21 protein-coding genes are annotated in these 22,086 nt (G+C 54.7%); 13 read left to right on the top strand and 8 right to left on the bottom strand.

What is annotated here, in order from left to right:
* Positions 1 to 2: 2 nt before the first annotated feature.
* From murD to lpxC, 9 genes are all read left to right on the top strand, one after another.
* The gene (gene murD / locus ACX9GT_RS21230) at positions 3 to 1,322 is read left to right on the top strand and encodes a UDP-N-acetylmuramoyl-L-alanine--D-glutamate ligase (RefSeq protein WP_473188583.1); all 1,320 of its coding nucleotides are present in this window, start codon (positions 3 to 5) and stop codon (positions 1,320 to 1,322) included.
* On the top strand, positions 1,319 to 2,521 hold the full coding sequence (gene ftsW / locus ACX9GT_RS21225) for a cell division protein FtsW (protein WP_459401298.1): 1,203 nt from the start codon (positions 1,319 to 1,321) through the stop codon (positions 2,519 to 2,521). The genes murD and ftsW overlap by 4 nt, the downstream gene beginning before the upstream one ends.
* Positions 2,522 to 2,524: 3 nt before the next feature.
* Positions 2,525 to 3,589, top strand: a complete 1,065-nt coding sequence (gene murG / locus ACX9GT_RS21220) for an undecaprenyldiphospho-muramoylpentapeptide beta-N-acetylglucosaminyltransferase (RefSeq protein ID WP_473188582.1) — start codon at positions 2,525 to 2,527, stop codon at positions 3,587 to 3,589.
* An 81-nt stretch (positions 3,590 to 3,670) separates the two neighbouring features.
* Positions 3,671 to 5,149: a UDP-N-acetylmuramate--L-alanine ligase gene (gene murC / locus ACX9GT_RS21215; RefSeq protein ID WP_473188581.1), complete on the top strand. Its 1,479-nt coding sequence runs from the start codon at positions 3,671 to 3,673 to the stop codon at positions 5,147 to 5,149.
* Positions 5,139 to 6,059: a D-alanine--D-alanine ligase gene (locus ACX9GT_RS21210; RefSeq protein ID WP_473188580.1), complete on the top strand. Its 921-nt coding sequence runs from the start codon at positions 5,139 to 5,141 to the stop codon at positions 6,057 to 6,059. The genes murC and ACX9GT_RS21210 overlap by 11 nt, the downstream gene beginning before the upstream one ends.
* Before the next feature lies 1 nt (position 6,060).
* Positions 6,061 to 6,924 carry a cell division protein FtsQ gene (ftsQ, locus tag ACX9GT_RS21205; RefSeq protein WP_473188579.1) on the top strand — a complete coding sequence of 288 codons (864 nt, stop codon included), beginning with the start codon at positions 6,061 to 6,063 and terminating at the stop codon, positions 6,922 to 6,924.
* Positions 6,921 to 8,177 (top strand): cell division protein FtsA, encoded by a 1,257-nt coding sequence (gene ftsA / locus ACX9GT_RS21200; protein ID WP_459401303.1) that lies wholly within the window; start codon positions 6,921 to 6,923, stop codon positions 8,175 to 8,177. The genes ftsQ and ftsA overlap by 4 nt, the downstream gene beginning before the upstream one ends.
* 75 nt (positions 8,178 to 8,252) lie before the next feature.
* A complete protein-coding gene (ftsZ, locus tag ACX9GT_RS21195; protein WP_459401304.1) occupies positions 8,253 to 9,407 on the top strand; it encodes a cell division protein FtsZ in 1,155 nt (384 codons plus the stop codon).
* 104 nt (positions 9,408 to 9,511) lie between these two features.
* Positions 9,512 to 10,429, top strand: coding sequence for a UDP-3-O-acyl-N-acetylglucosamine deacetylase (lpxC, locus tag ACX9GT_RS21190; protein ID WP_459401305.1), 918 nt, complete (start codon positions 9,512 to 9,514; stop codon positions 10,427 to 10,429).
* Positions 10,430 to 10,443: 14 nt separating this feature from the next.
* On the opposite strand, the gene ACX9GT_RS21185 is transcribed toward lpxC, so the two are convergent.
* The gene (locus ACX9GT_RS21185; RefSeq protein WP_473188578.1) at positions 10,444 to 10,968 is read right to left on the bottom strand and encodes a DUF721 domain-containing protein; all 525 of its coding nucleotides are present in this window, start codon (positions 10,966 to 10,968) and stop codon (positions 10,444 to 10,446) included.
* A 26-nt stretch (positions 10,969 to 10,994) separates the two neighbouring features.
* Here ACX9GT_RS21185 and secM point away from each other — a divergent pair, with 26 nt between their 5' ends.
* The 3 genes from secM to mutT all read left to right on the top strand — a co-directional run bounded on the left by secM (position 10,995) and on the right by mutT (position 14,813).
* Positions 10,995 to 11,528, top strand: coding sequence for a secA translation cis-regulator SecM (gene secM / locus ACX9GT_RS21180; RefSeq protein ID WP_473188577.1), 534 nt, complete (start codon positions 10,995 to 10,997; stop codon positions 11,526 to 11,528).
* A gap of 88 nt (positions 11,529 to 11,616) precedes the next feature.
* Entirely contained in the window at positions 11,617 to 14,328 is a 2,712-nt protein-coding gene (gene secA / locus ACX9GT_RS21175; protein WP_473188576.1) for a preprotein translocase subunit SecA, read from the top strand.
* Positions 14,329 to 14,408: 80 nt separating this feature from the next.
* Positions 14,409 to 14,813 (top strand): 8-oxo-dGTP diphosphatase MutT, encoded by a 405-nt coding sequence (mutT, locus tag ACX9GT_RS21170; protein ID WP_473188575.1) that lies wholly within the window; start codon positions 14,409 to 14,411, stop codon positions 14,811 to 14,813.
* A 40-nt stretch (positions 14,814 to 14,853) separates the two neighbouring features.
* Here mutT and yacG read toward each other — a convergent pair whose 3' ends face one another.
* The 3 genes from yacG to coaE are packed head-to-tail and all read right to left on the bottom strand — an operon-like array spanning position 14,854 to position 16,465.
* Positions 14,854 to 15,045, bottom strand: a complete 192-nt coding sequence (yacG, locus tag ACX9GT_RS21165) for a DNA gyrase inhibitor YacG (RefSeq protein ID WP_473188574.1) — start codon at positions 15,043 to 15,045, stop codon at positions 14,854 to 14,856.
* 47 nt (positions 15,046 to 15,092) lie between these two features.
* Complete coding sequence (zapD, locus tag ACX9GT_RS21160; protein WP_473188573.1) at positions 15,093 to 15,845, bottom strand: cell division protein ZapD; 753 nt, start codon at positions 15,843 to 15,845, stop codon at positions 15,093 to 15,095.
* Positions 15,842 to 16,465, bottom strand: a complete 624-nt coding sequence (gene coaE, locus ACX9GT_RS21155) for a dephospho-CoA kinase (RefSeq protein ID WP_473191659.1) — start codon at positions 16,463 to 16,465, stop codon at positions 15,842 to 15,844. The genes zapD and coaE overlap by 4 nt, the downstream gene beginning before the upstream one ends.
* Before the next feature lie 321 nt (positions 16,466 to 16,786).
* Here coaE and ACX9GT_RS21150 point away from each other — a divergent pair, with 321 nt between their 5' ends.
* Positions 16,787 to 17,830, top strand: a complete 1,044-nt coding sequence (locus tag ACX9GT_RS21150; RefSeq protein ID WP_473188572.1) for a GMP reductase — start codon at positions 16,787 to 16,789, stop codon at positions 17,828 to 17,830.
* Positions 17,831 to 17,882: 52 nt separating this feature from the next.
* Here ACX9GT_RS21150 and hofC read toward each other — a convergent pair whose 3' ends face one another.
* From hofC to nadC, 4 genes are all read right to left on the bottom strand, one after another.
* Entirely contained in the window at positions 17,883 to 19,082 is a 1,200-nt protein-coding gene (hofC, locus tag ACX9GT_RS21145; RefSeq protein WP_473188571.1) for a protein transport protein HofC, read from the bottom strand.
* On the bottom strand, positions 19,079 to 20,515 hold the full coding sequence (gene gspE / locus ACX9GT_RS21140) for a type II secretion system protein GspE (RefSeq protein ID WP_473188570.1): 1,437 nt from the start codon (positions 20,513 to 20,515) through the stop codon (positions 19,079 to 19,081). Before gspE ends, hofC begins: the two co-directional genes overlap by 4 nt.
* An 11-nt stretch (positions 20,516 to 20,526) precedes the next feature.
* Complete coding sequence (gene ppdD / locus ACX9GT_RS21135; protein ID WP_473188569.1) at positions 20,527 to 20,964, bottom strand: prepilin peptidase-dependent pilin; 438 nt, start codon at positions 20,962 to 20,964, stop codon at positions 20,527 to 20,529.
* Between the two features lie 205 nt (positions 20,965 to 21,169).
* Positions 21,170 to 22,060 carry a carboxylating nicotinate-nucleotide diphosphorylase gene (gene nadC, locus ACX9GT_RS21130; RefSeq protein ID WP_473188568.1) on the bottom strand — a complete coding sequence of 297 codons (891 nt, stop codon included), beginning with the start codon at positions 22,058 to 22,060 and terminating at the stop codon, positions 21,170 to 21,172.
* Between the last annotated feature and the right edge of the window lie 26 nt (positions 22,061 to 22,086).

Raw genomic sequence — 22,086 nt, 5'->3', positions numbered from 1 at the left:
TTATGGTGGATTATCAGGGTAAAAAAGTGGTCATCATCGGGTTAGGCCTCACCGGTTTGTCCTGTGTTGATTTCTTTATGATGCGTGGTGTGACGCCGCGCATTATGGATACCCGTATTGCTCCGCCGGGGCTGGATAAGTTGCCTGAGAGCGTGGAGCGGCATTTGGGCGATCTGAATCAGGATTGGCTGCTGGAAGCGGATTTGATCGTTGCCAGCCCAGGTATCGCCTTAGCGATACCGGCCTTGAGCACCGCTGTGGATGCCGGTGTGGAAATCGTCGGCGACGTCGAGCTGTTTTGTCGCGAGGCACAGGCACCGATTGTGGCGATCACCGGTTCTAACGGTAAAAGCACGGTGACCACGCTGGTGGGTGAAATGGCCAAAGCTGCCGGTTGGGCGGTGGGGGTCGGCGGTAATATCGGCCTGCCTGCGCTCAGCCTGCTGCGTCAGGAATGCCAGCTTTATGTGCTTGAGTTGTCGAGTTTCCAATTGGAAACCACCTACAGCCTGCGTGCTGCCGCCGCTACCATTCTGAACGTGACCGAAGATCATATGGATCGCTATCCGTTTGGCTTGCAGCAGTATCGTGCCGCCAAACTGCGGATCTATGAAAATGCCAGTAGGTGCGTGGTGAACGCAGACGACGCGCTAACCATGCCGGTGCGTGGTGCCGACAAGCGCTGTGTCAGCTTTGGTGCTGATGTGGGGGATTATCACCTCAATCGCCAGCAGGGCGAAACCTGGCTGCGGGTTAACGGCGAGAAAGTCCTCAACACCCGCGAGATGAAACTCACTGGCCAGCATAACTATACCAATGCGCTGGCGGCCTTGGCGTTGGCCGATGCGGTCAAACTGCCGCGCTCTTCCAGCCTGAAAGCGCTGACCACCTTTACCGGCCTGGAGCACCGTTTCCAACTGGTGTGGGAACATAACGGCGTGCGCTGGATTAATGATTCTAAAGCCACCAACGTTGGCAGCACCGAAGCGGCGCTGAACGGTCTGCAGGTTGAGGGTACGCTGCACCTGCTGTTGGGCGGTGATGGCAAATCTGCGGATTTCTCATCGCTGGCGCGTTATCTGCAAGGTGACAACGTGCGTTTGTACTGCTTTGGCCGCGATGGTGCCCAACTGGCAGAGTTGCGCCCAGAGATTGCGACCTTGACTGACACCATGGAGCAGGCGATGCAAACGATCGCTGGGTGCGTGAAAGCGGGCGATATGGTGCTGCTATCACCCGCCTGCGCCAGCCTGGATCAGTTCCGTAATTTTGAAGAGCGTGGCAACGAGTTTGCCCGTCTGGCGCAGGAGCTTGGCGGATGAGACTACGGGTGCCGACGTTTGGCCTGACCAACAAGCTGAAAGACTGGGTGATGGGGTCGCGTGAAAGCGATTCGAACAGTATGGTGCTGTATGACCGCACTCTGCTGTGGTTAACCCTAGGCCTGGCGGTGATCGGTTTTGTGATGGTGACGTCGGCATCAATGCCGATCGGCCAACGTCTGGCAGAAGATCCGTTCCTGTTTGCCAAACGTGATGCACTTTATCTGGTACTGGCATTTGGCCTGTCGCTGGTTACGCTGCGTATCCCGATGGAAGTGTGGCAGCGCTACAGCAACGTCATGCTGCTGGTGTCGATGGTGATGCTGCTGATCGTGTTGGTGGTCGGCAGTTCGGTCAACGGCGCATCGCGCTGGATCTCTCTTGGCCCGCTGCGCATTCAGCCAGCCGAACTCTCCAAACTGTCGCTGTTCTGTTACCTGTCGAGTTACTTGGTGCGTAAGGTCGAAGAAGTGCGTAGTAACTTCTGGGGCTTCTGTAAACCGATGGGGGTGATGGTGGTGTTGGCGGTATTGCTGCTGGCACAACCGGATTTAGGTACGGTGGTGGTGCTGTTTATCACCACCTTGGCGATGTTGTTTCTGGCCGGTGCCAAGATGTGGCAGTTCCTGGCGATTATCGGTTCCGGTGCGTTTGCGGTAGGGCTGCTGGTGATTGCCGAGCCCTATCGTATGCGCCGTGTGACCTCGTTCTGGAACCCATGGGCCGATCCATTCGGTAGCGGCTACCAGCTAACCCAGTCGCTGATGGCGTTCGGCCGTGGCGAGTTCTGGGGGCAGGGGCTGGGTAATTCGGTACAGAAGCTGGAGTATTTACCGGAAGCGCACACCGACTTTATCTTCGCGATTTTAGGTGAGGAATTGGGCTATATCGGTGTGGTTTTAGCCCTGTTAATGGTATTCTTCGTCGCTTTTCGCGCGATGTCGATCGGCCGCCGCGCACTGGAGATCGATCAGCGATTCTCCGGTTTCTTGGCATGTTCGATCGGCGTTTGGTTCAGTTTCCAGGCGTTGGTTAACGTGGGTGCGGCTGCGGGAATGCTGCCGACCAAAGGGCTGACGCTGCCGCTGATCAGCTATGGTGGTTCGAGTTTGATCATTATGTCGACGGCGATTGTGCTGTTGCTGCGTATTGACTATGAAACGCGCCTGACCAAAGCGCAGGCGTTTGTGAAGAGGTAACGGATGAGCGGTAAAGCTAAGCGTTTAATGGTGATGGCGGGCGGTACTGGCGGGCATGTGTTCCCGGGGCTGGCGGTTGCGCATCATCTGATGGCGCAGGGCTGGCAGGTGCGCTGGCTCGGAACCGCCGACCGTATGGAAGCCGATTTAGTGCCAAAGCATGGGATCGAAATCGATTTCATCCGTATTTCCGGTTTACGCGGCAAAGGGCTGAAGGCCCAGTTGACCGCGCCGTTACGCATCTGGCGTGCCGTGCGTCAGGCCAAGGCGATTATGCGCAGCTATCAGCCCGACGTGGTGCTGGGGATGGGCGGTTACGTTTCCGGCCCCGGTGGCTTGGCTGCCTGGCTGTGCGGTGTCCCGGTGGTGCTGCATGAGCAGAATGGTATTGCGGGTTTGACCAATCGCTGGTTATCGCGCATCGCCAAAACGGTGTTGCAGGCTTTCCCCGGCGCGTTCCCAAGTGCGGAGGTAGTGGGTAACCCGGTGCGTACCGATGTGTTGGCATTACCGCTGCCAGCGGAACGCTTGGCTGGGCGTGAAGGGCCGGTTCGCGTGCTGGTGATTGGCGGTAGCCAGGGCGCACGCGTGCTGAATCAGACCGTTCCTGAAGCCGCAGCGCTGCTGGGTGATAAGATTACCCTTTGGCATCAGGTAGGCAAAGGGGCACTGGAAACGGTGCTGCATGACTACCAGAGGGTAGGGCAGACCCAGCACAAAGTGACTGAATTTATCGATGACATGGCGACTGCCTATGCTTGGGCTGATGTGGTGGTGTGCCGTTCCGGTGCGCTGACCGTCAGTGAGATTGCAGCGGCCGGTTTGCCAGCCATTTTCGTGCCTTTCCAGCACAAAGATCGCCAGCAATATTGGAATGCGCGTCCGCTGGAAGCGGCAGGCGCGGCGAAAATTATTGAGCAGCCGCAGTTTACCGCCGGGACCATGGCGGAGTTGTTGGCGGGCTGGGATCGCCCAACGTTACTGGCAATGGCCGAAAAGGCTCGTGCGGTGGCGATACCGGATGCAACAGAACGCGTGGCGGCGGAGATTGTTCGCGTCGCCAAATAGATAATGCAGGGCTTGGTTCGCCGGGCCACATGAAGAATAAGCAAGATGGGGTTCGCAGATTGAACCCGGATAGAGAGAGTGATGAATACACAACAATTGGCGAAACTACGCACTTTCGTGCCCGAGATGCGACGCGTCCGGCACATCCACTTTGTTGGCATCGGTGGTGCCGGCATGGGGGGTATCGCCGAAGTGTTGGCTAACGAAGGCTATCAGATCAGCGGTTCCGATTTGGCACCGAATCCGGTCACCCAACAGTTGAGCGAGCTTGGGGCAACGATTTACTTCCATCACCGCCCAGAGAATGTGCTGGATGCCAGCGTGGTGGTGGTTTCCACCGCGATTTCGGCAGATAACCCGGAGATCGTCGCGGCCCGAGAGGCACGCATTCCGGTGATCCAGCGTGCAGAGATGCTGGCCGAACTGATGCGTTATCGTCATGGCATCGCAATCGCCGGTACGCACGGCAAGACCACCACCACGGCGATGGTATCGAGTATTTACGCAGAAGCTGGTTTGGATCCGACGTTTGTTAACGGTGGATTGGTGAAGGCGGCGGGGACTCATGCGCGCTTGGGCTCCAGCCGTTATCTGATTGCCGAAGCCGATGAGAGCGATGCGTCGTTCCTGCATCTGCAACCGATGGTGGCGATTGTCACCAATATCGAAGCCGACCATATGGATACCTACCATGGCGATTTCGAAAACCTGAAGCAGACGTTTATCAATTTCCTGCACAACTTGCCGTTTTATGGTCGTGCGGTGATGTGTATTGATGATCCGGTGGTGCGTGAATTGCTGCCGCGCGTGGGCCGCCATATTACTACTTACGGCTTCAGTGAAGATGCCGATGTGCGCGTAGAGAGCTATCGCCAGATCGGCCATCAGGGGCATTTTACTCTGAGCCGCCAGGACAAGCCGTTGCTGACGGTGACTCTGAACGCACCGGGCCGCCATAATGCGCTGAACGCCGCAGCAGCGGTTGCGGTAGCAACGGAAGAAGGCATTGCCGATGAAGCCATTCTGCGTGCGTTGGCTGGTTTTCAGGGAACGGGCCGTCGTTTTGATGTCCTTGGTGATTTCCCGCTGGCAGCGGTTAACGGGAAACCCGGTAGTGCGATGCTGGTGGACGATTATGGCCACCATCCAACCGAAGTGGATGCGACCATCAAGGCTGCGCGTGCAGGTTGGCCGAGCAAGCGCCTGGTGATGATTTTCCAGCCGCACCGTTTCACGCGTACCCGCGATCTGTACGACGACTTTGCCCATGTGTTATCGCAGGTGGATGTGCTGCTGATGCTGGATGTTTATTCGGCGGGTGAAACGCCGATCCCAGGTGCCGACAGCCGTTCGCTGTGCCGCACCATTCGCAATCGCGGCAAGTTGGATCCGATCCTGATTGCCGATGCGGAAATCGTGCCGGAAACGCTGGCGCAATTGTTGCAGGGGGACGATCTGATTCTGGTGCAAGGCGCGGGCAACGTCGGTAAAATTGCGCGCAAATTAGCTGAGCTGAAGTTGCAGCCACAGAATAAAGAGGAGGGCTACCATGGCGGATAAAGTTGCCGTGTTGCTGGGTGGAACCTCCGCAGAACGAGATGTGTCACTGCAATCCGGTGCCGCAGTGCTGGCTGGGTTGAGAGAAGCCGGTATTGATGCTCACCCGATCGATACCCGCGATTTCCCGGTGACCCAATTGAAAGAACAAGGGTTTAACAAGGTCTTTATCGCGCTGCACGGGCGTGGCGGTGAAGATGGCACTTTGCAGGGCCTGTTGGAGTTTTTGCAGTTGCCTTATACCGGTAGCGGTGTAATGGCATCGGCCCTGACCATGGACAAGTGGCGCACCAAGCTGGTGTGGCAATCTATGGGTTTACCGATCGCCCCTTATGTGGCGCTGTGCCGCCAGCAGTATTTGGGTAGCGAGCGGGAGAGCCTGCTGGCCGCCGTGGCAGCTCTAGGTTTACCGTTGATCGTCAAGCCGAGCCGTGAAGGCTCCAGCGTTGGGATGAGTAAGGTCACCGAGAGCAGCGCTCTTGAAAGCGCGTTGGCAGAGGCTTTCCACCATGACGACGACGTGTTGGTGGAAAAATGGTTGAGCGGCCCCGAATATACCGTGGCGATCCTCGGTGACCAGGTGTTGCCTTCCATCCGCATTCAGCCCGCTGGAGTGTTTTACGACTATCAGGCCAAATATATTGCCGACGACACGCAGTATTTTTGCCCGAGTGGCCTGAACGCGCATCAGGAAGCCGAGATGGCTGCGCTGGCACTGCGTGCCTATCGTGGGCTGGATTGCAGCGGTTGGGGGCGTGTTGACGTGATGCAAGACAGCGATGGTGGTTTTTATCTGCTGGAGGTGAATACCTCGCCAGGCATGACCAGCCACAGTCTGGTGCCGATGGCGGCGCGTCAGTCAGGGCTAACGTTCTCGCAGCTGGTCGCGGCAATTCTGGCATTGGCTGACTGAGATGTCGCAAGCGGCCCTGAATACGCGCGATCGCGAGGTGGATAACGGCCCGCGCCGCAGCAATGGCACTCAGCTGGCAGGCATGATTTTCCTGCTGATGGTGTTGGGAACCATTTTGTGGGGCGGTTGGGCGGTGATTGGCTGGATGAAAGATGCCAGCCGCCTGCCGCTCTCGAAGCTGGTGGTGACCGGTGAACGCCATTACACCACCAACGACGATATTCGCCAGGCGATTCTGGCACTGGGAGCACCCGGCACCTTTATGACGCAGGATGTGGACATCATCCAGCAGCAGATTGAACGCCTGCCTTGGATCAAGCAGGCCAGCGTGCGTAAACAGTGGCCGGATGAGCTGAAGATCCATCTGGTGGAGTATGTCCCGGTGGCACATTGGAACGATTTGCACATGGTTGATGCTGAAGGGAAGTCGTTCAGCGTACCGACAGAACGCTTAGGCAAACAGACATTGCCGTTGCTCTATGGCCCGGAGGGCAGCGAGCAGGATGTTCTGGAAGGTTACCGCGCGATGAGCAGCATGTTGGCGGCCAGTAGGTATACGTTGAAGATGGCGGCGATGACTGCCCGCCATTCATGGCAGTTGGCTTTGGATAACGATGTTCGGCTGGAGCTGGGACGTGACGATCGCATGGGGCGTCTGCAACGCTTTATCGGGCTTTATCCGGTATTGCAGCAGCAGGCGCAGGCGGAAAACAGGCGTGTCAGCTATGTCGATTTACGTTACGACACCGGTGCTTCGGTAGGTTGGGCTCAGGCGTTTATCGACCCGCAGGCGGGTGTACAGGCAGCAGGCGATCGGCCAAACAGTAATCAGCAACAGAATCAGGCACAGGCAAAACAACAATGATCAAGTCGACGGACAGAAAACTGGTAGTTGGACTGGAGATCGGAACTGCAAAAGTTTCCGCATTGGTAGGGGAAGTTCTGCCCGATGGCATGGTCAATATTATCGGGGTGGGCAGTTGCCCCTCTCGCGGGATGGATAAGGGTGGTGTCAACGACCTGGAATCGGTAGTCAAATGCGTTCAGCGTGCTATCGATCAGGCCGAACTGATGGCTGATTGTCAGATTTCTTCGGTTTATCTCGCATTATCGGGTAAACATATTAGCTGTCAGAACGAAATAGGGATGGTTCCTATTTCAGAAGAGGAAGTGACTCAGGAAGATGTAGAGAATGTGGTGCATACCGCCAAGTCGGTACGCGTACGCGATGAACACCGCATCCTGCATGTGATTCCTCAGGAATATGCCATTGATTATCAGGAAGGCATCAAAAACCCGGTGGGGTTATCCGGCGTGCGTATGCAGGCCAAGGTGCATCTGATCACCTGCCATAACGATATGGCGAAGAATATTGTCAAAGCGGTGGAACGCTGTGGTCTGAAAGTGGATCAACTGATTTTCGCCGGTCTGGCGGCCAGTTATGCGGTATTGACCGAAGATGAGCGTGAACTCGGCGTTTGTGTGGTGGATATCGGCGGCGGTACCATGGATATCGCGGTGTATACCGGCGGTGCTCTGCGCCATACCAAAGTCATCCCTTATGCCGGGAACGTGGTCACCAGCGATATCGCCTATGCCTTTGGCACACCACCGGCAGATGCGGAAGCGATTAAAGTTCGACACGGCTGTGCGCTTGGGTCGATTGTCAGCAAGGATGAGAGCGTAGAGGTGCCGAGCGTCGGAGGACGCCCGCCACGTAGTCTGCAAAGACAGACACTGGCTGAAGTGATTGAGCCACGCTACACGGAACTGTTGAATCTGGTTAACGATGAAATTTTGCAATTGCAGGAGCAACTACGGAGCCAAGGGGTGAAGCATCATCTGGCAGCGGGTATTGTGCTGACCGGCGGTGCCGCCCAGATTGATGGCTTGGCAGCCTGTGCGCAACGGGTATTCCACACCCAGGTACGCATCGGCCAACCCTTGAACATCACGGGCCTGACGGATTACGCACAGGAGCCTTATTACTCCACTGCGGTAGGGCTGTTGCACTATGGAAAAGAATCTCACCTGAGCGGTGAGGCAGAAGTAGAAAAACGCGCCTCGGTGGGCAATTGGTTTAAACGTATCAATAGCTGGCTGAGAAAAGAGTTTTAATGTTTCAACAAAGAGATCATGCTGAATTCATCTTTTTATGATCTCGCAGCGACAGGCACAAAACGGAGAGAAACTATGTTTGAACCAATGGAACTAACCAATGACGCGGTGATTAAAGTCATCGGCGTCGGCGGTGGCGGTGGCAACGCCGTTGAACACATGGTGCGCGAGCGCATTGAAGGTGTTGAATTCTTTGCCGTTAACACAGACGCTCAAGCGTTACGTAAAACGGCAGTGGGCCAAACCATCCAAATTGGTAGTGGTATTACTAAAGGATTGGGGGCAGGCGCGAACCCGGAAGTGGGTCGTAATTCGGCGGAAGAAGACCGTGAAGCCCTGCGTGTAGCCCTGGAAGGTGCAGACATGGTCTTTATCGCAGCAGGCATGGGGGGCGGTACCGGCACCGGTGCTGCGCCCGTGGTGGCTGAAGTTGCCAAAGAACTGGGTATCCTGACCGTCGCCGTGGTGACCAAGCCGTTCAATTTTGAAGGCAAGAAGCGCATGGCGTTCGCTGAGCAGGGTATCGCTGAGCTGTCCAAACACGTGGACTCGCTGATCACTATCCCGAACGACAAGTTGCTGAAAGTTCTGGGCCGTGGCATTTCTCTGCTGGACGCGTTTGGTGCGGCTAACGACGTGCTGAAAGGCGCGGTGCAGGGGATTGCCGAACTGATCACCCGTCCGGGCCTGATGAACGTCGACTTCGCCGACGTGCGCACCGTGATGTCCGAAATGGGCTACGCGATGATGGGCTCAGGTGTCGCGAGCGGTGAAGATCGTGCGGAAGAAGCGGCGGAAATGGCGATCTCCAGCCCACTGCTGGAAGACATCGACCTGTCCGGCGCCCGTGGCGTTCTGGTCAACATCACCGCTGGCTTCGATCTGCGTTTGGATGAGTTTGAAACCGTGGGTAACACTATCCGTGCTTTCGCTTCTGATAACGCGACCGTGGTGATCGGGACTTCGCTTGATCCGGAAATGAACGACGAACTGCGTGTGACCGTAGTGGCTACCGGTATTGGTATGGACAAACGTCCTGAAATCACCCTGGTAACCAACAAACAGGCCAGCCAGCCAGTGATGGATCACCGTTATCAGCAGCATGGTATGTCGCCGCTGCCGCAGGACGTTAAACCTGCTGCTAAAGTGGTGAACGATCAGAGCACGCAGCCGAATAAAGAGCCTGATTATCTGGATATTCCGGCCTTCTTGCGCAAGCAGGCAGACTAGGAATAAGCTGGAAATTTGGAATCTCCGCTCTTTGTGCTAAACTGTCCCGCCGGCCTTGCTGTATGCTTGGCCGGTAGGATGGATAAACATTGCGAGATAAAACGATGATCAAACAAAGGACATTAAAACGTATTATTCAGGCGACTGGTGTCGGTTTGCATACCGGCAAAAAAGTCACGCTGATAATGCGCCCAGCGCCGGCTAATACCGGGGTCATCTATCGTCGCACTGACTTGAATCCACCGGTTGATTTCCCGGCTGATGCAAAATCCGTGCGTGATACCATGCTCTGTACTTGCCTGGTCAATGAGCATGACGTACGTATTTCTACCGTTGAGCATCTCAATGCTGCGCTGGCGGGTTTAGGCATCGACAACATTATTATTGAAGTTGACGCTGCTGAAATCCCCATCATGGACGGTAGTGCCAGCCCGTTTGTTTTCCTGTTGCTGGATGCTGGCATCGAAGAGCTGAATTCAGCGAAGAAATTCCTGCGTTTGAAAGAGACAGTGCGCGTTGAAGATGGAGATAAGTGGGCAGAGTTGTCACCACATAATGGGTTCCGCCTGGATTTCACTATCGACTTCAACCACCCGGCTATTGATGCCAGCACGCAACGTTATCGCCTTGATTTCTCAGCCGATTCGTTCGTGCGCCAAATCAGCCGTGCGCGTACTTTTGGCTTCATGCGTGATATTGAGTACCTGCAATCCCGTGGCTTGGCCTTGGGCGGCAGTTTCGATTGCGCGATTGTGGTAGACGACTACCGAGTTCTGAACGAAGACGGCCTGCGCTTCGAAGATGAATTCGTACGCCACAAAATGCTGGATGCCATCGGTGACCTGTTCATGTGCGGCCATAACATCATTGGCGCGTTTACCGCGTACAAATCGGGTCATGCGCTGAACAATAAACTGTTGCAGGCGGTTCTGGCGAAGCAGGAAGCTTGGGAGTACGTCACATTCCAAGATGAAGAAGAAATGCCATTGGCATTCAAAGCTCCTTCCATGGTTTTGGCGTAAAACTCATACTGCTGTTATTTATCACGACTGGTAGCGTTGGCTCTCTCTCCTGCCAACGATGCCAGTCGTTCTAATACTTTCCGCAATTTTTCTGGGCTACGTGCCGCTAATCCTCGTAATTCATCCGCGCTTTCCTGGCTCAAATGACGTAATGGTGCGCTTGGTTGCTTATTTTCTGTCGTTTGGGCCGCACTTTGCACCTGGTTGTTGCCTTTCGCCATCAAGGCTGGATTAATCCTGATGTCGATTGACGACAATGATGGTAGAATTTGCGCTCGTAGTGCGGATAGCAAGCTGGGTTGTTCATAGCGTAAGCGCATCATCCAACTGGCATTAGCGGTTTCCAGCACTAAAACACCCTGTCTGAAGTTAGCGACACGGCACCATGGGTGCAACTGAGCAGGCAACAGGCCTCTCACTGCACGATTGAGTTTCAGTAGCGCCACGGCGCGTTGCTGAACGTTATGCAGCGGCCCTTTCTCTGCTGTGAGAGCGTCGTCGAACAGGACATCTAATAATTGTGGACGGCTATCGCGCATAATGGGCTCCGGCGGATTATAAACTTGTGATCGGTATTCTAAATCGTTGGCGACAATTTGGCAGACGTTATTTCTGGCCCCATCTCCTGTTAGGGATGGTTGCGGCCACGCTTGGCGTACCCCAAAATCTGTCCGGCACGTCCGATCAAACCGCATTGCCGAGCACCTCGTCCAGCCTTAACCGCCAGAATTCGGCCAGTAACGCCTTCAACAGCCTGGCGTTGCTGCAAGAAGTGCATCGTCGCCCAACGTTTGGCGTTGATTACTGGCACCAGCATGCGCTTCGTACCGTCATTCGTCACCTCTCTTTTGCTCTTGCCCCGCAGGCAGTCTATGCGCGGGTGCAGGAAGCTGAGAACGATGCCGTTGAACCCCCCTTGCAGGTGGCGCAATTGGCGTTGCTCTCCACGCTCAATGCGTTGCTGACGCATGAGCCAAAACCACCGACCATCATTCGTGATACCAACCATCCCGTTGTTCCTTCTTTGGCGCAGCATCAGGCCGGGCTTTGGCTCGCTCAGGTGCAGGGGATCCGCGCCGGGCCCAGCGTCCTCAACTGATTCTTGCCCTTCGGGCAACAAAAAACCAACGAAACAATAGCGAGTTGACGGCCGATATCACGTCGTCGCGTAAGAGATATTAAGAATCATGTTAAACAGATTATTGACCAAAGTTTTTGGCAGCAGCAACGATCGTACCCTGCGCCGTATGCGTAAATCAGTTGAGGCGATCAACCGTCTAGAGCCGGACATGGAAAAACTGTCCGACAGCGAATTACAGGCCAAGACCAACGAATTCCGTGAGCGCCTGAAGAATGGCGAAGTGCTGGAAAGCCTGATCCCGGAAGCGTTCGCCGTGGTGCGTGAAGCCAGTAAGCGCGTGTTCGGCATGCGTCACTTCGATGTGCAGTTGCTGGGCGGCATGGTGCTGAACGACCGTTGTATCGCCGAGATGCGTACCGGTGAAGGTAAAACCCTGACGGCGACCCTGCCTGCTTACCTGAATGCCCTGAGTGGCCGCGGTGTGCACGTGGTTACCGTCAACGACTATCTGGCACAGCGTGATGCCGAAAACAACCGTCCGCTGTTCGAATTCCTTGGCCTGAGCGTGGGTATCAACCTGCCGAATATGCCAGCTCCGGCCAAGCGTGAAGCTTATGCCGCAGATATCACTTACGGTACCAACAACGAATACGGTTTTGACTACCTGCGCGACAACATGGCGTTCAGCCCGGAAGAGCGTGTGCAGCGCAAACTGCACTATGCGCTGGTGGATGAGGTTGACTCCATCCTGATCGATGAAGCGCGTACTCCGCTGATCATCTCCGGCCCTGCCGAAGACAGCTCAGAGATGTATATTCGCGTTAACAAGCTGATCCCACAACTGATCCGTCAGGAAAAAGAAGACTCTGACAGCTTCCAGGGCGAAGGTCACTTCTCGGTGGATGAGAAAGCGCGTCAGGTTCACCTGACAGAACGCGGCCTGATCCTGATCGAAGAGATGCTGGTTGGTGCCAACATTATGGAAGAAGGCGAATCGCTGTACTCGCCAACCAACATCATGCTGATGCATCACGTTACCGCCGCGCTGCGTGCCCACGTGCTGTTCACCCGCGACGTTGACTACATCGTTAAAGACGGCGAAGTGATCATTGTTGATGAACACACCGGCCGTACCATGCAGGGCCGCCGCTGGTCTGATGGTTTGCATCAGGCGGTGGAAGCCAAAGAAGGCGTCGAAATTCAGAACGAAAACCAGACGCTGGCTTCGATTACTTTCCAGAACTACTTCCGTCTGTATGAGAAATTGGCCGGTATGACCGGTACTGCCGATACCGAAGCGTTTGAATTCAGCTCGATCTACAAGCTGGATACTATCGTGGTGCCGACTAACCGCCCAATGATCCGTAAAGATATGCCGGATCTGGTCTACATGACCGAAAAAGAGAAGATCGATGCGATCATTGAAGATATTCGCGAACGTACCACTAACGGTCAGCCGGTGCTGGTTGGTACGATTTCGATCGAAAAATCAGAAGTGGTTTCTCGCGAGTTAACCAAGGCAGGCATTGAGCACAAAGTGCTGAACGCCAAATTCCACGCCATGGAAGCCGACATCGTGGCCAATGCGGGCCAGACGGCGGCGGTGACCATCGCGACCAACATGGCAGGCCGTGGTACGGACATCGTGCTGGGCGGCAGCTGGCAGTCCGAAATCGCGCAGTTGGAAGAGCCGACCGAAGAGCAGATCGCGGCGATCAAAGACGCGTGGCAAATCCGCCATGATGCGGTGTTGGCTGCCGGTGGTTTGCATATTATCGGTACCGAGCGCCATGAATCACGCCGTATCGATAACCAACTGCGTGGTCGTTCTGGTCGTCAGGGGGATGCCGGTTCTTCCCGCTTCTATCTGTCGATGGAAGATGCGCTGATGCGTATTTTTGCCTCGGATCGCGTATCCGGCATGATGCGTAAATTGGGTATGAAAGATGGCGAAGCCATTGAGCACCCATGGGTGACTAAAGCGATTGCCAACGCGCAGCGCAAGGTTGAAAGCCGTAACTTCGATATTCGTAAGCAACTGCTGGAATATGACGATGTAGCGAACGATCAACGTCGGGCGATCTACAGCCAGCGTAACGAACTGCTGGATGTGTCAGACGTGAGCGAAACCATTAACAGCATCCGTGAAGACGTCTTCAAAACCACCATTGATAGCTACATTCCGCCGCAGTCGCTGGAAGAAATGTGGGATGTTAAGGGGCTGGAAGAACGCCTGAAAAACGATTTCGATCTGGATATGCCGGTCGCCGAATGGCTGGACAAAGAACCGCAACTGCATGAAGAAACATTGCGTGAGCGTATTCTGGAGAAAGCGAAGGAAGATTACCTGCGCAAAGAAGACGTTGTCGGTGCTGAGATGATGCGTAACTTTGAGAAGGGCGTGATGTTGCAAACGCTGGACTCTCTGTGGAAAGAGCACCTGGCGGCCATGGATTATCTGCGCCAAGGGATCCATCTGCGCGGTTATGCGCAAAAAGATCCTAAGCAGGAATACAAACGTGAGTCCTTCAACATGTTTGGCACCATGCTCGAATCACTGAAGTATGAAGTGATCAGCGTGCTGAGCAAGGTTCAGGTACGTATGCCGGAAGAGGTTGAAGCTCTGGAGTTGCAGCGTCGTGAAGACGCCGCACGTCTGGCGCGTCAGCAACAGCTGAGCCATCAGGAAGAAAACGCCTTGGCTCTTGAAGATCCGAACGCACCAGAGATCGCCGAGCGTAAAGTGGGCCGTAACGACCCTTGCCCATGCGGTTCCGGCAAAAAATACAAACAGTGCCATGGTCGTTTACAAAAGTAAGCAGGCAGTAATGAGTCACTAAACATAGGGGGTTCAGCTTGCTGAACCTCTTTTTTATACGCCAAGAGCGGGAGAACGCGATGAAGCACCTGAACATCGCCGTAGGTATTATTCGTAACCCACAGCAGGAAATTTTTATCACGCGTCGCGCGGCCGATTCGCATATGGCGGGTTTTTGGGAGTTCCCCGGTGGCAAGATTGAGCAGGGGGAAACACCGGAACAGGCATTACGCCGTGAGTTACTGGAAGAAACCGGGATTGACGCACATCAGGTAGCGTTGCTGGAAGTGCTGGAGCATCGTTTCACCGATCGGATCGTGACGCTGAATTTTTATTTGGTAGAAGGTTGGACGGGTGAACCTTATGGCCGTGAAGGCCAGCCGATGCGCTGGGTTAAGCAGGCCGATCTCCGTGAGGAAGAGTTCCCAGAAGCTAACGCTAGCATCATTAACCTACTGATTGCACAGGCTTGTACGGCACAGTGATGATTTTTCGGCCTGGCGTACCAGGCCACTATCATGACGATTATCGATCGTCTTCTTCACTCCAATCTTCCGTTTCCGACAGATCGCCGTTACTCGGAATGCGTTTTTCTTCATCGGCCCATTCGCCGAGATCGATCAGTTGGCAACGCTTGCAGCAGAACGGACGATAAGGGCTGACTTCCCCCCAAACGACACCTTTGCTACAGGTGGGGCACTTCACTACGATCGTCATATTTCTTCCTTACTTCCCTCAAGAGGCGAAAGTTTTATTGCCATGTCTTAACAGCAGGCCAGCTCAAAGTTCAAACGCTCTGGCACCATGCCGTTCTCGCTGTCTAACGGCAGAAAACGGATGGCATAACGGGTTTTGTGACCAGAAATCTGTGGGTAGAGCTGGTAAGCCAGATCGATATTCAAGCGTAACAGATCTGCCCCTTCGGCGTTGTCCTGAAAGAAACCGTTCAAACTGATCTGGTTACGAAATGCCCCGGCCTGACGCACCAGATCCAGCACCATGGTCAGTGCCTGATGCAGCGGTTCCAACGTTTCCAGCCAGGCGGCAACGTCGGCATCACGTTCATATTGGGCAATGTGCATCCACATGTGCAGCGTCGGTAAATCAAAGCTGCAACAGCCGCCCGGAATACTCAGGCGCTGGCGCACCAGGCTGATCAGGCGATCTTCACGCAGTGCCTGGCCCATACGCGGGGCAGACATTAATGACGCCGCCCGCGTTTTCAACTGGCTGCGCAACTGGTTGACCCGCGACATGTCTACGCCCGGGACTTCGGCCCATTGCAGCAGTTTTTGCTGTTGGCGTTCCAGCTCTTTCAAGAGTTCGGTACGGACTTCGCCACGTTCCAAAACGTCCAACAGGTCGGCGACGGTGCGGAAAAAGGTCAGGGCAATAGCGGTTTCGCTTAGTGTGCTTTGGCCATGCAGTTGCTGCAGTAAAAACTCGATTCGCAGCCAGGTACGCATTTTTTCATTTAACGGGTGTTCAAAGAGAACGGTTAGGGAAGAGTCACTCATTCAGTGTAATCCTGTCGGGTTGCTGACATTGCCAGCTCAAGATAGCGTTGATGCAGTGCGGCTACACAAGGCTCAATTCCCTGAGCTGTGCCGCTATTGTTAATAATGTCGTCGGCAACCGCCAAGCGCTGTTCACGCGTAGCCTGTGCAGACAAAATGTCCTGTGCCTGTTGGCGGCTGATGCCGTCACGGGCGATGGTTCTGGCGAGTTGCGTCTCAGGGTCAACATCGACAACCAAAACGCGATCGGCACGATCCTGCAGATGGTTTTCCACCAGTAACGGCACAACCCAAAGTGCATAGGGGCCGTTGACCGTTGCCAATTGACGCCGGGTTTCCTGGTGAATCAGCGGATGCAGTAGCCAGTTAAGCCAGGTTTTTTCGTCAGGATGACTGAAGATACGCTGGCGCAAGGCCGAACGGTTGAGTGAACCATCAGCCAGCAACATTTCATTACCAAAATGTGCAGAAATAGCTGCTAATGCCGGGGTTTCTGGTTCAACAATCTGACGGGCGATCACGTCAGCATCAACGATGGCCACGCCGAGGCGCGCAAAAGCCTCTGCAATAGTCGACTTGCCGCTGCCGATACCGCCTGTCAATGCAACAATGTAGGCCATGGTATGGGAAACTTCCTGATATTCACCAAAAAATAATAAACGAATCATAAAGCGATCGCGCAGAAGTGCAAGCTGGCGCGAATGGCTTGCCCTGCATCACAGGATGTCACTCCGCCAGAGGGGAAAAGGGGCGAAGAAAGTGAGGCAGGAATCACATCGCAATATCATAGGTAAATTTATGGGATTGTAGCGTAAATAAAGGCGAAATCGCAGTCTTGCCGAGCGATTATTAGTGCGTATGATAGCGTCACTGGAACTGGCATTAATAAGGTTCGAATATTCCCCTGCGATCCGTCGCCAAAAACCAGGAAATTATTAGTCATGCGTATTGAAGAAGATTTGAAGTTGGGCTTTAAAGATGTGTTGATCCGCCCAAAGCGCTCCACGCTGAAAAGCCGCTCAGAAGTTGAACTGGAACGCCAGTTTACCTTCAAACATTCAGGTTGGAACTGGTCCGGTGTGCCGATTATCGCCGCCAATATGGACACGGTTGGAACCTTCCGCATGGCTGAGGCTCTGGCATCTTTTGATATCCTCACTGCTGTCCATAAACACTACACCGTTGAACAATGGGCTGAGTTTGTGCAGCGCGTGCCGGAATCTACCCTGCGCCATGTGATGGTGTCTACTGGCACTTCTGAAGCTGACTTTGTGAAAATGAAGCAGATTCTGGCTTTATCCTCTGCGCTGAAATTTATCTGCATCGACGTAGCCAACGGCTACTCCGAGCACTTTGTTGCCTTCCTGCGAAAAGCGCGCGAAGCCTGCCCTAATCATGTGATTTGTGCCGGTAACGTGGTCACCGGTGAAATGGTGGAAGAACTGATCCTGTCGGGCGCGGATATTATCAAAGTGGGGATCGGCCCTGGCTCGGTATGTACCACCCGCGTGAAAACTGGCGTGGGTTATCCGCAGCTTTCCGCCGTGATCGAGTGCGCCGATGCGGCACACGGTCTGGGTGGCCAGATTGTCAGCGACGGCGGTTGTTCCGCGCCGGGCGATGTTGCTAAAGCTTTCGGCGGCGGCGCAGACTTTGTGATGCTCGGCGGCATGCTGGCGGGGCACGATGAATGTGAAGGCACCATAGTGGAAGAGAACGGTGAAAAATTCATGCTGTTCTATGGCATGAGTTCTGAATCTGCGATGAAACGCCACGTAGGTGGTGTTGCCGGGTACCGTGCGGCAGAAGGTAAAACCGTCAGGTTGCCACTGCGTGGTGAGGTTGAGTTTACCGTGCGCGATATCCTGGGTGGCCTGCGTTCTGCCTGTACTTATGTTGGTGCAGAGCGCTTGAAAGAGCTGACCAAGCGTACAACCTTTATCCGCGTTGCGGAGCAGGAAAATCGCGTTTTCGGCAGCAAATAAGCCCCAACAGCCCTCTTTAAACCCGGTTAACGCCGGGTTTTTTATTTCTGCATTACCCCAACACATTCCCCAGTTGGAAAATGGGTAAATACATGGCGATGACCAGCGCACCGACAATGCTGCCTACCACCATCATCAATAGGGGTTCCAGCGTTTGCGCCAGCGTATCAGCGAGTTCGTGAGTCTGTTGTTCATGCCAGAGTGCCAGTTTCCCTAAAAGAGTATCCAGAGTGCCGGATTCCTCCCCAACCCGAACCAGTTGCTGGCATAGGGAAGGGAACAGCACCTGGTGGGCTAATGCACTGTGGAAAGGATGCCCTTGCGCCAACTGTTGCTGAATAGTTTCCAGTGCCTGGCGATAAAACAAATTACCTACCGACAGCGTGGCAGCATGTAACCCTTCGACCAGCGTCAGACCCGCCTGTTGGGTCATGGTGAGTATGCGGAAGATTTGGCTAAGACAGTTACCTTTTATCAGCGAAGAAATCAGCGGAATGCGCAGCAGAGCCGCCTGTTCACGCTGTTGCCAATCAGGCAACGGATGCAGCCAGCGCAGATAAAACCCTATCAGTGACGCCAGGATCACCAGCAGATAAGGCCCAGAACCGATCAGCAGCGCGGAGAGATTCAGCAGCCCTTGGGTAAACCAGGGGAGTGGTGCATTAAATGATTGGTATACCTTGGCAAACTCCGGCAGCACCATAACCAGCATCAACATACTGACCAGTATGGCAACCACGCAGATAAACAACGGGTAGCGCAGGGCTTTCGCTACTTTTTTCTGTAGTTTTTGCTGGGCCTCCTGCTGTTGTGCCAATTGCAGGCAGCAGCGGTCAAGATTGCCAGTCAACTCACCGATAGCAATCAGTTGGCGATAGATCAACGGGAACACGGCCTGTTGCTCGGTAATCACTTCGGAAAAGGGTTGCCCTTGCGCCACTTTGTTACTGATTTCCAACAGCAAACAGCGCCAGGCCGCTGACTGATGCTCTTTTGCCAGCAGTTGTAAGCTGTTCACCAGCGGCAGCCCAGCCTGTAACAACGTGGCCAATTGCCGGGTAAATTGGATCATCGGTTCACCGCGCCAGAGGCGTGGTGCGATGCGTTTTCCAGCGCTGATCTGATAAGGCTGTAGCCCTTGCTCAAGTAATTGCTGATAGACCTGATTTTTATCATCGACCATCAATTCCCCCTGGCGAATACCGCCGTGAGAATCGATAGCCTGCCACAGATACAGGCGGCGTGTTTTCATGTTATCGCCTCGCTATCCGTTGCTACGCCAACGACGCGGTACACCTCTTCCAAAGAGGTCACTCCCTCTGCCGCTAGTGTTAAACCGGCTTGCAGCAGCGTGACTTGCCCCTGTTGTTGCGCGATGTTTGCCAGTTGAGTGGCCGAGGCGTTCTGCAACAGCGCGTTTTGCACTTCAGGCGTGATGGTCAGTAGTTCGTAAAGGCCAATGCGACCGTAATAACCACCAAAGCAATGTTCACACCCTGTGGCATTCCAGGGGATCAAGGGTTCAGGCCACAGGTTTGTCGGGAAGCGCAGAGGCTCGCTGTGTGGATAACGACAGTGCGGGCATAAGCGCCGTATCAACCGCTGAGCGATGATCAGCTTCAGGCAGGCCGCCAGCAAGTAACCAGGAATACCCATTTGGGTCAGGCGTGTCAGGGTTTCGCTGGTGGAGTTGGTATGCAAAGTAGAAAGTACCAAGTGCCCGGTTTGTGCCGCTTTTACGGCGATCTCGGCGGTTTCTCTATCACGGATCTCGCCGATCATGATGACATCAGGATCCTGGCGCAGCAGCGCCCGCAGTACGCGAGCAAAATCGAGGTCGGTTTTGCTGTTGATCTGGGTCTGGTTGATACCGAATACCGGGATCTCGATGGGATCTTCCACGCTGCACAGATTGCTCTGTACATCATTCAACTGGCGCAGGCCGCTGTATAGCGTAACGGTTTTGCCACTGCCGGTGGGGCCAGTGACCAGAATCATGCCTTGCGGGCTGGCAAGGGCATTGGCATACAGCCCAAGCGCTTTCGAGTTCATGCCGAGCTGTTCGAGAAGCAGTTCCTGACGATCGGTTTGCAAGATCCTCAGCACCACTTTTTCGCCATACAGTGTTGGCAGCGTCGAAATGCGCATAGAGAAGTTGGCATTGTCCAACTGCACGCTAAGTTGACCATCCTGCGGCAGACGGCGCTCCGCGATATCCAACTGCCCCATAATTTTCAGCCTGGCGGTAATGCGCGCGGCCAGTGGGAACGGTGGAGGAATAATGGCCTGCAACACGCCATCAATCCTTAACCGGACGCGGAACGTCTGTTGGTAAGGCTCAAAGTGGATGTCAGAGGCCCGCCGCTGGATGGCGTTGCGTAGGGTCTGATTAATAAATTGCACCACCGGGGTATCACTGTCGTCGTTAAGCGAAGGTGCACTCTCTTCTAAAGCCTCTTGCGGTGGTACGCTATCGGGTGATTGCCACTGATTCTGTGCCTGTTGCAGGCGAGCGAGAGGCCATTGTTCAACCACGATGCTTTTGCCAGCGGCAAAACGCAGCGCTTGCACCAAGGTGGGTGGGATCTCACCGTGCAGGGCGATGGTCAGTTGCTGCGGGTCTTCGCTGAGCGCCAGCGCCTGATAGCGGCGGCACAACGCGTGGATTTCATCGCTGATGCTCATTTCTACTGCCCTCACTCAGCCGCATCATCAAAGCGGAAAACTTCCTGGCAGGTTTCCTGTAGGTTACTGTCACTACTGCTGCATTGGCGCGTCCAGCGGATCAGGCCGGAAGGGTCTTGTACCGGTGTCAGCGTGGTGGTCAGCCCCTGCAAGCTTTGCGTACCGGTCAGGCTGATTGCCCCTTGGTTGACCTCAATTTTACTGACATAGCGTGATGTTGCACCTGCGGGGATGCCTTTACTGCCCGCGTTACAGCCGGTTGGGCTGCCGTTTTCCAGTGAGCAGAGTTCGACCGCCATCTTGTAAGGTGTCATGGCCTGCAACATGTCGGTCATGGCCGCTTTCTGGATATAGCGCTGATAAGCGGGAATGCCGATAGCGCTCAGTATGGCGATAATCGCAATCACAATCATTAATTCGACCAAGGTAAAGCCGCGTTGTGTTTCCATCTGTTGTTTCCTCCCAATAAACGTGGAGGCAACGTTAAAGCGCCGTGCGGCAGGTGGCGAGTGGGTGATTGCAATTGTGCGTAGGTTTTCCACCGCAAAGTGTTTATGTTGCGTGCGGTTGAAAAATAATGCGGGGTGTTTCGCAAATCAGGGGGGAGAAAAAACGCCTCTCTGCGGTAGCAAAGAGGCGGTTCACGAGCCAGGATTATTTAAAACGCATTGATAAATCGAGAGCGGTGACGTGCTTGGTCAACGCTCCAACTGAGATGTAATCCACGCCGGTTTCGGCGTATTCCCGCAGTGTTTGGGCGGTGACGTTACCGGAAACCTCAAGCTGCGTTCTCCCCTGCGCCAAGGCCACGGCAGCGCGCATCATCTCAACGCTGAAATTATCCAGCATCACGATGTCGGCACCGGCATCCAGCGCCTGTTGTAGTTCGTCCAGCGATTCAACCTCCACCTCCACCGGAACGTCGGCGTGCAACCAGAAGGCTTTCTCCACCGCGTTTTTAATCGAACCCGAGGCAATAATGTGGTTTTCCTTGATCAGGAACGCATCAGACAGGCCCAGGCGATGATTGCTGCCACCGCCGCATAGAACGGCATATTTTAGCGCGGTACGCAGGCCTGGCAGCGTTTTACGCGTATCCAGCAGGCGGGTTTGCGTATCTTTAAGCAATTCAACGTAATGGCTGACAGCGGTAGCAACACCGGAAAGCGTCTGAACAAAATTCAGTGCGGTACGTTCCCCGGTCAACAGGATGCGCGCCGGGCCGCTCAGGTAGCACAGGGGTTGGTTGGGTACCAGACGATCGCCGTCTTCCACCAGCCATTCTACTTTCACCTGATTGCCCAGTTGAATAAACACTTCACTCAACCAGCGGCGGCCACAGAAAATGCCCGTTTCGCGGGTAATGATGGTGGCTTCAGCCTGCTTATCTGCCGGGAGTAACTGCGCCGTAATATCGAGCTCGGCATCTACTTCGCCACCCAGATCTTCTCTCAGTGCCTGGGCAACGGTGTAAGGAATATCACTTTCAATACGTTCAAGCAGCGCGGTACGGCGACTGTCGGCACTGTAGCGGCGTGTCGGCATAGAAAACTCCGGAATGGACAGTAGGT

It is taken from the genome of Serratia sp. YWN4 (genome assembly GCF_055790845.1).
Note: the sequence above shows the minus strand (reverse complement) of the source record. Positions and strands in the feature narration are given on the sequence as shown.